This window comes from Mycobacterium heidelbergense (assembly GCF_050205645.1).
Taxonomy (GTDB): Bacteria; Actinomycetota; Actinomycetes; order Mycobacteriales; family Mycobacteriaceae; genus Mycobacterium; species Mycobacterium heidelbergense_A.
In genome coordinates this window covers 69841-81789 of the sequence record NZ_JBNMQT010000007.1, presented here as the reverse complement: position 1 = coordinate 81789, position 11949 = coordinate 69841, and the positions used below count along the sequence as shown (strand labels likewise).

Sequence of the window (11949 nt, the reverse complement as noted above, 5' to 3'; positions counted from 1 at the left end):
CCAGGGAGAACGGATCGGGACGAGCGGCGGCAAGTTAGGGCCGACAACACTCGCAAAATCCGAAGCGCTCCATCACGGCCGCCAGTGTTGCATAGATTGACATCGTGCGTTGGCGCAGTCGTTGGCTCCTGGGATGGGTCGCGGTCGTCCTGGTGACCGGTTTGGTGACGGTCACCGGGTGCTCGCGCGGCGCCCACACCGGCGCGCCCACCTCGTCGTCGGCACGGCCGTCGGGCATCCCCGCCGGCCCGACCAGCGCGCCGCCGGGAGCCGTGGGTCTCTCCCCCACGGGCGTCACGACAAGGGTCGACGTCCCGGCGGATTCGACCGAGGAGGAGTACTACCAGGCCTGTCATGCCGCGAAAGTGTGGATGGACGGCCAGCCCAAGACGGGTCAGTCGCTGTTCGAGCCGTATCTGGCGATGGTCCAGGCGTCGCAATCGGGCACCCCGGGCAGCTGGAACATCCGGTGGGCGGAGCTCACCTTGGCGCGGCAGGCGGCCCTGATCACCGCCGCGCGCGCGGCCGCCAACGACGAATGCGAGTAGCCGCGGTCGGCCTCGCGCAATTCAGATCACGGGTGAAAAAACTGCCCACCCGACCCGCTCGGGGCGGATTCCGCCGCGCAAAATGAGGGGGTGCCTGGCGAAGTTGTCGCGCGTCGATCAGCACCGATACGGGTGGCGTTGGCGCTCGGCAGCGGCGGTGCCCGCGGCTACGCCCACATCGGAGTCATCGAGGTGCTCGCCGAACGCGGATACGACGTGGTGGGCATCGCCGGCTCGTCCATGGGCGCGATGGTCGGCGGTCTGCAGGCCGCCGGGCGCCTCGACGAATTCGCCGACTGGGCGAAGTCGCTGACCCAGCGCACGATCCTGCGGCTGCTGGACTTCTCCATCAGCGCGGCCGGCGTGATGCGGGCCGAGAAGATCCTGGACACCGTGCGCGACATCCTCGGCCCGATCACCATCGAGCAACTGCCCATCCCCTACACCGCGGTGGCGACCGACCTGCTGGCCGGCAAGTCGGTGTGGTTTCAGCGTGGCCCGCTCGACGAGGCCATCCGGGCCTCGATCGCGATTCCCGGGGTGATCGCCCCGCACGCGATCGACGGGCGCCTCCTCGCCGACGGCGGCATCCTGGATCCGCTGCCGATGGCCCCGATCGCCGCGGTCAACGCCGATCTGACCATCGCGGTGAGCCTCAACGGCAGCGAGACCATCGTCAGCCGCGACGAGGAGCCCGGCGCCACCGTCGAGTGGCTGAACCGCATGGTGCGCAGCACCTCCGCGCTGCTCGACGCCACGGCGGCGCGCTCGCTGCTGGACCGGCCCGCGGCGCGGGCGATGTTGAGCCGATTCGGCGGGGCGGCCGCGGAACCGGATGCCTGGTCCGGCGATGCCGACATCGAACCGAGCGCAACCGAACTCGATGCCCTCGCCGCGCTGGAGGCTCCCGAAGTGCCGAAGCTGGGCAGCTTCGAGGTGATGAATCGGACGATCGACATCGCCCAGTCGGCGCTGGCCCGCCACACGCTGGCGGCCTACCCGGCCGACCTGCTGATCGAGGTGCCGCGCACGACATGCCGAAGTCTGGAATTTCACCGGGCGGTGGAGGTGATCGCCGCGGGCCGCGATCTGGCCACGCAGGCGCTGGACGCCTTCGAGCGCGAGGAGGACGAGCCGGTCCCACCCGCGATCGAGGGCTGAGCGCGCTTAAGCCCTTAAGCGCCCAGGAATTTCGCGACCGCGCGGGCCTCGCGCCGGCCTTGCTCGCGTCCGGCGGTTGCCGAGGGGATGCGGCAGCGCGGATCCAGGGCGTTCGGCCCGAAGGCCGCCAACGAGTTTGCGTCGGCGAACACGGCGAACGCGGCGCCGGGGAAGGCCGCGATCTCGGCCGCCGGCCCCGCGCCGAACGGCGACGGGGTATCGACGCCCGAGGGCACCAGCACCACCGCCTCATCGCAGTCGCGGGCGACGCCGAGGTTCACCGAGCTGCCGACCCCGCCGTCCATGTAGCGCCGGCCCGCGATCGTCACCGGCGGCCACGCTCCCGGCACCGCGCAACTGGCCGCCACCGCGTCGACGAGCTCGACATCTGACCGATTGTCGAAAACGGCCAATTCCCCTGTCTCGGTGTCGATCGCGGTCAGCCGCAACTCCCGGCCGGGCCAGTCGTGGGACGGCAAGCGCTGCGCGATCACCTGGCGACGGACCGGCTCGGCGACGGTAGTAGTCGCCAGCGCCACGGCTCCGATTCGCCGCAACTGCTGGCGGGTCTTGTCCGCCGTCTCGTCGTATGGTTCGGCCAGGGCGGCCAGGAAGATCTCGGTGATGTCGTCGACGTCGACGCCGGAATCGATCTCGGCCGATGCCTCGGCGACCTGCCGGTCGAAGAGCGCCTCGAGCGTGCTCCCGCTGCTGATTTGGGCGGCGACCGCCGAACCGGCCGAGGTCCCCACCAGCACGTCGGAATTCAGCAGCAGCCGCGCCGCTTCCGGCGACTCATCGGCGATACCCCGCAGAACACCTGTCTCCCAGGCGATTCCCGCTATTCCTCCGCCGGCCAACACGAGCGCGCGTTTGGTAGCCACGTCGACCCACTCTGCCAGCCGGCGCCGAGCGTGCCGCCGGGGACACCCGCGTCAGAGGTGGCTGGCCACGAAAGCCGCTGCCTGGCTGGGCATCCCGGACTGTTTATAGGACAGGTGCGCCGCGGAGAACATTTCGTCATGTGTCGGCGGCGCCAGGGCCCCGCCTGGAGTGCAGATCGGATCGCCGGGTGCACACAAGTCGATGGCCTTAGCCCCGTACCACGGGCTGACCGTGCTCACCGGCGCTCCTAGATATCTGTCCGATGGATTCCCGAAGAGGGCGAGCGCAGCAACATGATCGGCCACGTCCGCCGGTAGCGACGAGGGGACCAAACCCGCAACCTCTACTTGGGCGATGGTGATCAGGTCGATCACCATCGCGCCCTGGGAATATCCGCCGAGCACCAGCTTGGTGTTGGGACAGGTCGCGGCCATGGATTCGACATGAGCGCTCGCATCGCGGGCACCGGCGGATGCGGAAGGGCCAAAATCTTCGGTGGCGGGGTAATTGACGGGATACACCCCGACGGATCGACCCCCAACCTGCGAGCGAAGCGAATCGATAAATGCCTGTCCGACCCCACCGACACCAGGTGCCTCGGTGGTGGCGCGGGCAAACGTCACGTCCACGTCGGGGCAGGGCGCGGCGGACGCGGTGGCAACGAGGATCGGCGGGGTCGGCAGCGCCGCCCAGGTCGTCGCCACCACGACGGCCAGCAAGCGAGCGAATCGGCGTGCGCCCACGTCCTAATGCTGGCACATCGCGGCCGATATGTACCGCCCCAATTTGCGTGGACTACTTACGATCGGAGCCGCCGGGTGCTCGGCAGAGCGTGCTGCGCGTCCTGGACGGGCCCGCTCAGATCCTCCCGCCGGAGCGGGTGCTTGGGCGGGTCGGGCAGGACCACGCTGCGGTCGACCCGCAACGCGGCGTCGACGTGGACCAGCTCTCCCGAATCCAGCAGACGCCAGCGCGGGTCGTCGTCCATCGGTTCGGAGGCGAACACGACCGACGCCCGGGTGCATAGATGTTCCGACCGCGCGTGAATTCGCTTGGTACGCAAGTCGAATTCGGGCGGTGCGGTTCGGGATTCGTCGGGCCGCTCCAGGACGTACAGCTCATGGGTCTCCGGGTATCGCAGCGCCCACATGTCCGTCGCCGTGCTCAGCAGCACGTTGACCGCGTAGATCGGCACGTTCGACGCGAGCCAATTCGTCGCATCGACCAGACCCGCCGTCACATCGCCCCGGTGCGCGCGGATCGAGGCGGTGATCAACGCGAACACCCGCTCGGAATCGGTGTCGCCCAGGACCAGGTCGTCGGCGCCGACCTCGCGCAGCCGTTCATCGATGGCATCCAGGCCCTCGAGCACCCCGTTGTGCGCGAAGATCCGCCCGTCCTGCAGGAACGGGTGGGTGTTGCGGACGTCGAGCGAACCGGTCGTCGCATAGCGAACGTGCGCGATGAACGTCGTCCCGGTCAGCCGGTGTGCCTCGGTGGCGAAGGCGGCGTCCCGCCAGGCCGCGATGGGCTGCTTGTGCAGCTGGGGCCGGGCGTGCTCGTCGAAGACGCCCAGGCCCGTCCCGTCGGGGTTCGTTCTGCTCTGCTCGGCCAGACTGTCGGGCGCGTCCAGCAGCCAAAACGTCGCGGTGCACGCGTGCGTCCCCGCGTGCAGGCCGAAGAGCCGGCACATGACGTCAGGCCGTCAGCGTCGTCGCGAGATCCCGCAGCGCTTTGCGCGCGTAGCCCTTCCATAGGGTGCCGAACAGCGGGAGCAGCCACGAGGTCAGCGGCGACTTGGAATGGATGTTCCAGCGCCAGGTCACCTCGGTTCCGTCCGCCGCCGGGGTGAAGAGCCATTCGCCTTCGACGTGGTCGACCAGGAGCGCCATCGGGCCGGTGACGTTGGTGAGCCGGTAGCCGAACGAGCGGGGCGCGTCGATGCTGGTCAGTTCCTCGCGCGTGCTGCCCCCGCCGGCGAGCAGGACGGTGCGGGTCTGGCCGGCGGCGTCCCAGGCACCCGTCTGCTCGCGCACCTCTTTGACGGGCGGGAAGGGCCCGTGCCAGCGCTTGAAAATCTCCGGGAGCGGCGCCGGCAGCGTGTTGTGGAACGCCTGCTCGGCGGGGACGGGGATGACCAGGGATTCCTCGACGAGGAGCGAATGTGCCATGGTTGCAACGCCTTTCAATTGTCTGCCCGCAGGGCTGCGGCGGCCCGGCCGGTGAAGAGCGGCAGATCGAAGAAGCTTTGGATGCCCGCCGGTGCGGCGCATGTCGCGGGGATGGCGTTCACGCAATGCGCCGCGGTCGCGACGATACCCGGGTTGCTTTTCAGCCCGGCCTCCACGCTTTCCGGTTGCCAGCCCTTGACGGTCACAAAGGCGTTCGGGTTGCCGTGCACTTCGATCTCGTAGCGCTCGCCGGCGGGCCCGAAAGACCAAGGCGGATCGAGGTTTTCCTCCCCCATCAGCCAGTTCACCGTGATCTGGACGACGACCTTGTCGCCGACGACGGCTTCCCAGTGGAAGCGGCGCCCGGCGACCTGCCCCGGCTCGATCGCGCCGATGGGCGAATCGATCGGCGCGGTCGCGACGGTGACCTCCTGCGAGGAGCGGATCTCGGGGTCGGCGGCAAATCCCAACCGGTCGACGCACAGCCGCACCGACTGGAGGAAACCGCCGTCGAGCAGCTTCTGCATCGGCCCGGTCAGCGCGCTGTCCGGTGTCCCTCCGAAGCCCATCACATAGCGCAGCACATCCGGGGCGCCGTAGGTACGCAGGTCCGAAAACTCTTCGGCACGAACGAAAGTCACCCCGGTGGACATCACGGTGAACAGTAAGGGAAACAGCTCGGTGGCCGCCCCGGGTCCGATGCCGGCGCCATGCAGCGTCGCGTTGCCCGCTTGCGCGGCGATTTCCAGCGGGGCGCCCTCCTTTTCGCTCGGGTAGAACCAGCCGAGCGGGGTGACGACGTTTTTCCCCGACCGCAGCAGCGCGGCGACCTCGTCGACGTTGGGCAAGAGCGGTGCGTAGAGCACCGCGTCGGCGTCCAGCGCGAGCACCTCGTCGACGTTGTTGGTCGTGGTCACTCCGAGCGGCGATGTGCCGATGATTTCACCGACGTCCTTGCCCGCCTTGGCTTCGGAATGCACCCAGCAGCCGACGAGTTCGAGCTCGGGATGATCCAGCACGCCTTTTATCGCCGCCACACCGACCGACCCGGTTGCCCATTGAACGACCCGCAGTCCCATGGACTCGTTCTACACCATCGGCGCGGGCACCGGTCAGTCGCGCGCCTCGATCACCTGGTAGCCGTTCTCGGCGTAGCGGGACCGGATGGTCTTCTTGTCGTATTTGCCCACGCTGGTGCGGGGTATCTCGTCCGCGAAGGCCCACCGCTCGGGTAGCCACCAGCGAACGACCTTGTCCGAGAGGAACATTCGCAGGTCGCCGGCGCCGGCCGATGCGCCTTCGTTGAGGACGACGACCGCGAGGGGCCTTTCCTGCCAGCGCTCGTCGGGCACCCCGACCACCGCGGCTTCCAACACGTCGGGATGCCCGATCAGGCAGTTCTCCAGCTCGACGGAGGAGATCCATTCCCCGCCGGACTTGATGACGTCTTTGGCCCGGTCGGTCAGGGTCACGAAGCCCTGCTCGTCGATCCGGCCGACGTCGCCGGTGCGCAACCAGCCCGAGTCGAACTTAGAGTCGTCGCGCCCCAGGTAGTAGGAACGGGCGATCCACGGGCCGCGGACTTCTACCTCCCCCACGGCGTCGCCGTCGTTGGGCAGCACCTGCCCGTCGTCGTCGACGATCCGCATCTCCACACCACACACCGGTTGCCCTTGGGTGGCGCGCAACTTCCAGTGCTCGTCGTCCGGGGTGCCCAGCGGGGGCCAGGCCATCGTGGCCAGCGGCGATGTCTCCGTCATGCCCCATAGCTGCCGGATCTGGACGTCGTGTTTGTCTTCGAAGGTGCGCATCAGCGACAGCGGTACGGCGGAGCCGCCGCAGGCCACCAGGCGCAGGGACGACATGTCGTGCGCGGGGTCCTTCTCGAGGTGATGCAGGACGTCGTTCCAGATGGTCGGCACCGCACCGGCCACGGTGGGCCGCAGCTCCTCGACCATGCCGATCAGCGACCGGGCATCGAGGTGGCGATCGGGTAGCACCAAGTCGGCGCCCGCCATCAGCGCCGCGTAGGGCAGCCCCCAAGCGTTGGCGTGAAACATCGGCACGACAGGCAGCACGCGATCGCTGGATCCGATCCCTATCCCGTTGGTGGTGCAGGCCGCCATCGTGTGCAGGAAGCTCGAACGATGGCTGTAGACAACGCCTTTGGGGTTACCGGTGGTGCCGCTGGTGTAGCACATGGCGGCCGCCGACTGCTCGTCGATCTGCGGCCAGTCGAACTCGGTCGACTCGCCGTCGAGCACCTCGGCGTAGCGCAGCACGCTCTTGCCCGATTCGCGCAGCGGGGCCGTGTCGCCCTCGCCGACCGCGATCACCGTGTGAACGGTCTTCAGCTCGCCCAGCACCGGCCCGAGCAGTTTGGCCAGCGACATATCGACCAGCACGACCTGATCTTCGGCCTCGTTGGCGACGTACGCGATCTGCTCGGGGAAGAGCCGGATGTTGAGGGTGTGCAGCACCGCACCCATCGACGGCACGGCGAGGTAGGTCGCCAGGTGTTCGGCGTTGTTCCACATGAACGTCGCGACGCGCTGATCCCCGGCGACGCCGAGGCCCCGTAGCGCGTTGGCCAGCCGGGCGGCCTGCTGACCCAGCTCGCGATAGCTGATGCGCCGATAGCCGGCGTCAGAGGCGGTCGTGACAGTGCGCGCTCCGTGGACACCGCAGCCGTGTCGCATGATCGCGGCGATCGTCAACGGAAAGTCCTGCATCGTGCTGTCCATCGATGTACCGCCTTACGGGTCTCGGCGCAGCACCGCCTGATGATCAATCGGGCGAATGCTATCGCCGCGCGCAACGATGAGAAACCGGTTCCCCCGACAACGCGCGTTTACCCGCACCGTGGCCGGCCGCGTGGCTAGGCGAGCGCCGGCTCGTACTGCAGCAGCTCGGGCGTGACCCAGTCGGTCGGGACCTGCGCCTCGGGCGCCGCGGTCTCGGTGCCCAGCGCGACGATCGAGGCGACCGCCGCCAGGGTGACCCTGCCCGAGTAGTCGGCGATGTAGAGGTATTTCGCGTCCGGGCTCTCGACCACGCACGACGGCCGATTGGCCCCCGTCACGGTGCCGACAACGTCGTGGGTCAGCGTGCAGAGCACGGCGATGCCGTCGTCGCTGACCAGGTAGGCGCGGTCGCCGTCGCGGCTGAGCGTCAAACCAGTGAGATTGCCACCGGTCTCGCCGAGCTTGCGCGTGCCGACGATCTTGTGGGTGGTGGTGTCGACGACGTCGACCACCGCGCCCAACCCGGGATCGCAACTGGCCACGTAGGCCACGGCGCCGTTGGGAGAAAGCGCGACGTCGCGAACGGGCAAACCGATGTCGACGGTGCCCACGACGCTCAATCCGGTCTGGCCGGCTTTGGATCGGGACGGGCCGCGCGTGCCGATCACGATCAGCCGACCGCCGGCCGGCCCGTTGGTCCCGACATACAGGCGGTCGCCGTCAGGGCTGACGCGCACGCATGCGGCGGTGGTTCCCGGCGTGGTTGCGATGTCGAGCGCCTCGACGTCGCCGGTCGTGGTGTCCAAGGCGGCGACGTCGGCGCCGCGGGCGGCGTTTCGGCTGGCGTAGACGTGCCTCCCGTCGGGGCTGACAGCCAGATCGGTGACGCTGAGCGCCACTGGGTGGGTCGCAACGACCGCGCCGGTGGGCAGGTCGATGACCGCGATCGAGTCGTATGCGGCCGACACCGCGCTGACGTAGGCACGCTCGGCGTTCTCGCTGCCCACGGCGATCGCGAATGGCTCGTCGATGCCCGCGATGGTCTCCACCACCCGGCAGGAGTGGGTGTCGATGACCGAGACACAGTCGTTGCCGTAGTTGGTCACCAACAGCCGGGTGCCATCGGAGCTGGTCGCGATGCCGCTGATGGGGCCCTCGTGCACGGCGACCTCCACGACGATCGGGAAACCGGGCGCGCTGCCGAGCTCGAGGACCGGGCGATCCAGGCCGTCATGGGCGGCCGTGGGGCCGTTGACACTGGTCATGCTGGTACCGCCTTTCGTCGGCATCCACGCGCGCGCAAGCTCTTGACGAGGGCTGTGCGCCACACGGGATTAACCGGATTCCAGCACCGTTTAGGTGACTGCTTTCGTCAGAGTTTAGTCACGGAATATCGGTGCAGAAGCGGCAAATTCGAGAGCTGTTACGCACGTCACGCCGGCCACTCAGGCTGCGCTTAGACTGCGATTGTCGGTTATCCGCCAGCCTGTGCCGTAGCGAACACCGCATACCGGTTCCAACAGTTGTTTTCGTTGGGATCGCTAACGGTTGTCGCGCCCGCGTCGCCGGGCGCGAGGTAAGAAATTCTTATAATTAATCCTAAAACGAGGCAAACGTCACATTTATGCGTTGTCGCGTGTCGTTAGCCGAACAATTAACTAATCGCGGGCAGGGTCGAAACGAGAAGCCGCGCAGCAGATTTCCCGCTCGACCAATGCGAGTGCAGCGAAAAGCATTGTCCCGGTAGCGCTTAAAGCGCCTCGTGGTCGCGTTCTCCGGTGCGGATGCGAACGAGACTGTCCACCGGGCAGACCCATACCTTGCCGTCGCCGATCTTGCCGGTGCGGGCCGCTGTGACGATGGCTCCAACGACTCGTTCGACATACTCCTCGTCGACCACGACGTCGACACGGGCCTTCGGGACAAAATCAACGTTGTACTCGGCTCCGCGGTATACCTCGGTGTGCCCGCGTTGCCTGCCGTACCCCTGCACCTCGGTAACGGTCATACCCAGCACGCCGGCGGACTCAACTGCGTGCTTAACCTCGTCGAGTGCGAAGGGCTTGACGACCGCAGTGATCAGCTTCATGGTCAATCATCCACTGGCTCAGCGGGATTGGAGGGTACCGCCTCAGCCCGCGTGGTCACTAACCGCTCGACGTGCCGACCCGTGACAAGCGTTTCGTCGGGGTAAGCCTCTTCGTCGTGCACTCCGAGGTCTCCGGTCTCCAAGACCTCGTCGGGCAGCCGCAACTTCATAAAGAGGCCAAGGACTCTCAGGATGACGAACGTGACGAACGCATCCCAGACGATGACAGTGCCCGCGGCGCCGAGCTGGATCAATAGCTGTTTCGGGTGATGACCCCACAGCCAGCCCGACATGGACACGTCCTGCCCTGCACTGCCGCCCAGGTAAACGATGATCTTCGGGTCGGCGAATACCCCGACGAGCAATCCGCCCGCCAGGCCCGCGACGCCGTGGGTGTGGAACACACCCAGAGTGTCATCGACCTTCTTGAAGAGCCTGGCCCTGCCGAGCCAATTCCAGGACATCCAGACCAGCGAAGCGGCGACGACGCCGATGATCAACGCGCCGAAGCTGTTGACGTAACCGGCTGCCGGGGTGATCGCGACCAGGCCCGTGATCATGCCGTTGATGGCGCCGAGGAACGTCGGCTTGCGCTGTTTGCTGGCGAAAATGTCCCACACCACCCACGTGATCACCCCGACTGCGGTGGCCAGGTTCGTGTTGATCACTGCCAGCGACGCGTTGGCTCCGGAGAAGTACATGTCGCCGCCGTTGAACCCGTTCCAGCCCAGCCACAGGATGCCCGCACCGATCGCGGCGAGGGGCAGGTTGTTGGGCACCGCTCGTTCCCGGTCGCGGGCCAGCCTGGGCCCGATAACGGCAGCCGCGACGAAACCACTTGTGCCGGCGGCAAGGTGGATGACATAGCCGCCGGAGTAGTCCATGGCGGCGTGCGGGGCTTGCGCCCACCAGCCGCCGCCCCAGAGCAGGAACGCGTTCACCGAGTACGCGAACGTCGACCACAACGGCACGAAGATCAGCCAGACCTTGAAGTTCATCCGGCCGACCACGCTGCCGAGGAACAGCAATGGAGTGATCGCAGCGAACGCGAAGTGGAAGTAGGCAAGCGTCGTCTCCGAGAAGCGGAATTTGGGCATCGCCCCGTCAAGGAGCGGAATGACCGCCTGTTGCTGGTTGGCGGAACCCAAGATGGTGTGGGGCTTCCCGACCGCGGCCTGCAGGATGCCCGGGCCGAGCTTGAGCGGTTCGCCGAAGCCCATCTTGAAACCCCACAACACCCACACGACCAGCACCAGCGAGAAGCCGGTGAAGGCCATCAGCATGGTGTTGACGGCCCACTTTCTCTGGACGATGCCGCCGTACAGGACGGCGATGCCGGGAATGCTCATCAGGCCGACCAGAGTCGCGGCAATCAACTGCCAGGCGTTGTCTCCGGAATTCAGCCAATCGGGATAGGGCAACATGGTTCAGACACACCCCAATTCGAGCCGTCGGGCTTTAAATCAGCTGCGGTGCGATGTGACGCCGTAGACGGGTGAAGCGTCGGATGGAAATGTTTCGACCGTGTGTGCGGCGGTTTAAATATTGATTTCGGTTCGCGTCGCGATGGCTAGCTGAACTGAGTTTGCGGCCGGGGCAGGGCGGCGTCGTCGACCGTGATGTCGAGCTTCTCGTTGTAGAACGCCACCAGGCCGGCGATCTGGCCGACGGCCGGCAGCGGGTAGTGGTACGTCCACGCGAGGTCGGGATGCACCGTGTCGCCGGCCCGCACCGACCAGTAGCCGGACGTCACGCCTTTGTACGGGCACAACGTCTGCGTCAAGCTGGGCTCCAGATGCTCGAAGGCGATGTCGGTCGGGTCGATGTAATACCTTGTGGGTAAACCGGTTTCGAAGAGCATCACCGGCGACCGGGTATCGGCCAGCACGAGGCCGTCGAGTTCCACCCGCACGTGCCGGTGTGAGCGCAACGCGTCGACCCGGGAATACGGATTGCGCGGGTGGCCGTAGATCGGCTCGTCTTCCTCGAACCACCGCAACGGATTCCATTCGAAGCGCACGGTGCCCGCCACCGGGCTCGCGCCGTCGGCGTCGAACACCCGCGCTGCCGATTGGTAGGTTTGGCCCGCGCCCAACAAAGAGTGCAGCCGTGAGGGACCCAGCTGCACCGTCTGCGGATGGTTCTCGTCGCGCAGGAATCCTTCTCGGACATCGGCCAACGGCACGTAATACGCTGGGTAATAAGGCAATTCCCACACATAGCGTGCCGAGGTGGTGTCGAATACGAGCTCGTGGCCGAGGAAACCCCGGACCCGGCGGGGCGCGGGCTCGATCCGCCCACGGCTGGCGGCCATTTGCGGGAAGGCGCGGTGCCCGATGTCGTTAGCCATG

The 11949-nt window shown here is 67.1% G+C and carries 12 protein-coding genes; 2 read left to right on the top strand and 10 right to left on the bottom strand.

Going from position 1 to position 11949, the window contains the following annotated elements; genetic code table 11:
- Nucleotides 1–104: 104 nt before the first annotated feature.
- Together ACQI5H_RS09825 and ACQI5H_RS09820 are read left to right on the top strand one after the other, a co-directional pair.
- Nucleotides 105–548, top strand: coding sequence for a lipoprotein LpqV (locus ACQI5H_RS09825; protein WP_427079198.1), 444 nt, complete (start codon nucleotides 105–107; stop codon nucleotides 546–548).
- 90 nt (nucleotides 549–638) lie between these two features.
- Complete coding sequence (locus ACQI5H_RS09820) at nucleotides 639–1709, top strand: patatin-like phospholipase family protein (RefSeq protein ID WP_427079197.1); 1071 nt, start codon at nucleotides 639–641, stop codon at nucleotides 1707–1709.
- A gap of 14 nt (nucleotides 1710–1723) precedes the next feature.
- Here the strand turns inward: ACQI5H_RS09820 and ACQI5H_RS09815 are convergent, their stop codons facing one another.
- The 10 genes from ACQI5H_RS09815 to ACQI5H_RS09770 all read right to left on the bottom strand — a co-directional run bounded on the left by ACQI5H_RS09815 (nucleotide 1724) and on the right by ACQI5H_RS09770 (nucleotide 11948).
- Nucleotides 1724–2593, bottom strand: coding sequence for a patatin-like phospholipase family protein (locus tag ACQI5H_RS09815; RefSeq protein ID WP_427079196.1), 870 nt, complete (start codon nucleotides 2591–2593; stop codon nucleotides 1724–1726).
- A gap of 51 nt (nucleotides 2594–2644) precedes the next feature.
- Complete coding sequence (locus ACQI5H_RS09810) at nucleotides 2645–3337, bottom strand: cutinase family protein (protein ID WP_427079195.1); 693 nt, start codon at nucleotides 3335–3337, stop codon at nucleotides 2645–2647.
- Nucleotides 3338–3393: 56 nt separating this feature from the next.
- Nucleotides 3394–4287 carry a class II glutamine amidotransferase gene (locus ACQI5H_RS09805; RefSeq protein ID WP_427079194.1) on the bottom strand — a complete coding sequence of 298 codons (894 nt, stop codon included), beginning with the start codon at nucleotides 4285–4287 and terminating at the stop codon, nucleotides 3394–3396.
- Between the two features lie 4 nt (nucleotides 4288–4291).
- The gene (locus ACQI5H_RS09800; RefSeq protein ID WP_427079193.1) at nucleotides 4292–4765 is read right to left on the bottom strand and encodes an SRPBCC family protein; all 474 of its coding nucleotides are present in this window, start codon (nucleotides 4763–4765) and stop codon (nucleotides 4292–4294) included.
- 14 nt (nucleotides 4766–4779) lie between these two features.
- Nucleotides 4780–5844, bottom strand: coding sequence for a dihydrodipicolinate reductase (locus ACQI5H_RS09795; protein WP_427079192.1), 1065 nt, complete (start codon nucleotides 5842–5844; stop codon nucleotides 4780–4782).
- A gap of 33 nt (nucleotides 5845–5877) precedes the next feature.
- Nucleotides 5878–7509, bottom strand: a complete 1632-nt coding sequence (locus tag ACQI5H_RS09790) for a long-chain fatty acid--CoA ligase (protein ID WP_427079191.1) — start codon at nucleotides 7507–7509, stop codon at nucleotides 5878–5880.
- A 134-nt stretch (nucleotides 7510–7643) separates the two neighbouring features.
- Entirely contained in the window at nucleotides 7644–8774 is a 1131-nt protein-coding gene (locus ACQI5H_RS09785; RefSeq protein ID WP_427079190.1) for a YncE family protein, read from the bottom strand.
- A gap of 485 nt (nucleotides 8775–9259) precedes the next feature.
- Nucleotides 9260–9598 carry a P-II family nitrogen regulator gene (locus ACQI5H_RS09780; protein WP_076127567.1) on the bottom strand — a complete coding sequence of 113 codons (339 nt, stop codon included), beginning with the start codon at nucleotides 9596–9598 and terminating at the stop codon, nucleotides 9260–9262.
- 2 nt (nucleotides 9599–9600) lie between these two features.
- On the bottom strand, nucleotides 9601–11022 hold the full coding sequence (locus ACQI5H_RS09775; protein WP_427079189.1) for an ammonium transporter: 1422 nt from the start codon (nucleotides 11020–11022) through the stop codon (nucleotides 9601–9603).
- Between the two features lie 146 nt (nucleotides 11023–11168).
- On the bottom strand, nucleotides 11169–11948 hold the full coding sequence (locus ACQI5H_RS09770) for a DUF427 domain-containing protein (RefSeq protein ID WP_427079188.1): 780 nt from the start codon (nucleotides 11946–11948) through the stop codon (nucleotides 11169–11171).
- Nucleotide 11949 lies beyond the last annotated feature (1 nt).

What these genes read in the sequence shown, in the direction of transcription:
- ACQI5H_RS09805 (WP_427079194.1), bottom strand. Translation starts at nt 4,287, where the DNA reads ATGTGCCGGCTCTTCGGCCTGCACGCGGGGACGCACGCGTGCACCGCG.
- ACQI5H_RS09800 (WP_427079193.1), bottom strand. Translation starts at nt 4,765, where the DNA reads ATGGCACATTCGCTCCTCGTCGAGGAATCCCTGGTCATCCCCGTCCCC.
- ACQI5H_RS09795 (WP_427079192.1), bottom strand. Translation starts at nt 5,844, where the DNA reads ATGGGACTGCGGGTCGTTCAATGGGCAACCGGGTCGGTCGGTGTGGCG.
- ACQI5H_RS09790 (WP_427079191.1), bottom strand. Translation starts at nt 7,509, where the DNA reads ATGGACAGCACGATGCAGGACTTTCCGTTGACGATCGCCGCGATCATG.
- ACQI5H_RS09785 (WP_427079190.1), bottom strand. Translation starts at nt 8,774, where the DNA reads ATGACCAGTGTCAACGGCCCCACGGCCGCCCATGACGGCCTGGATCGC.
- ACQI5H_RS09780 (WP_076127567.1), bottom strand. Translation starts at nt 9,598, where the DNA reads ATGAAGCTGATCACTGCGGTCGTCAAGCCCTTCGCACTCGACGAGGTT.
- ACQI5H_RS09775 (WP_427079189.1), bottom strand. Translation starts at nt 11,022, where the DNA reads ATGTTGCCCTATCCCGATTGGCTGAATTCCGGAGACAACGCCTGGCAG.
- ACQI5H_RS09770 (WP_427079188.1), bottom strand. Translation starts at nt 11,948, where the DNA reads ATGGCTAACGACATCGGGCACCGCGCCTTCCCGCAAATGGCCGCCAGC.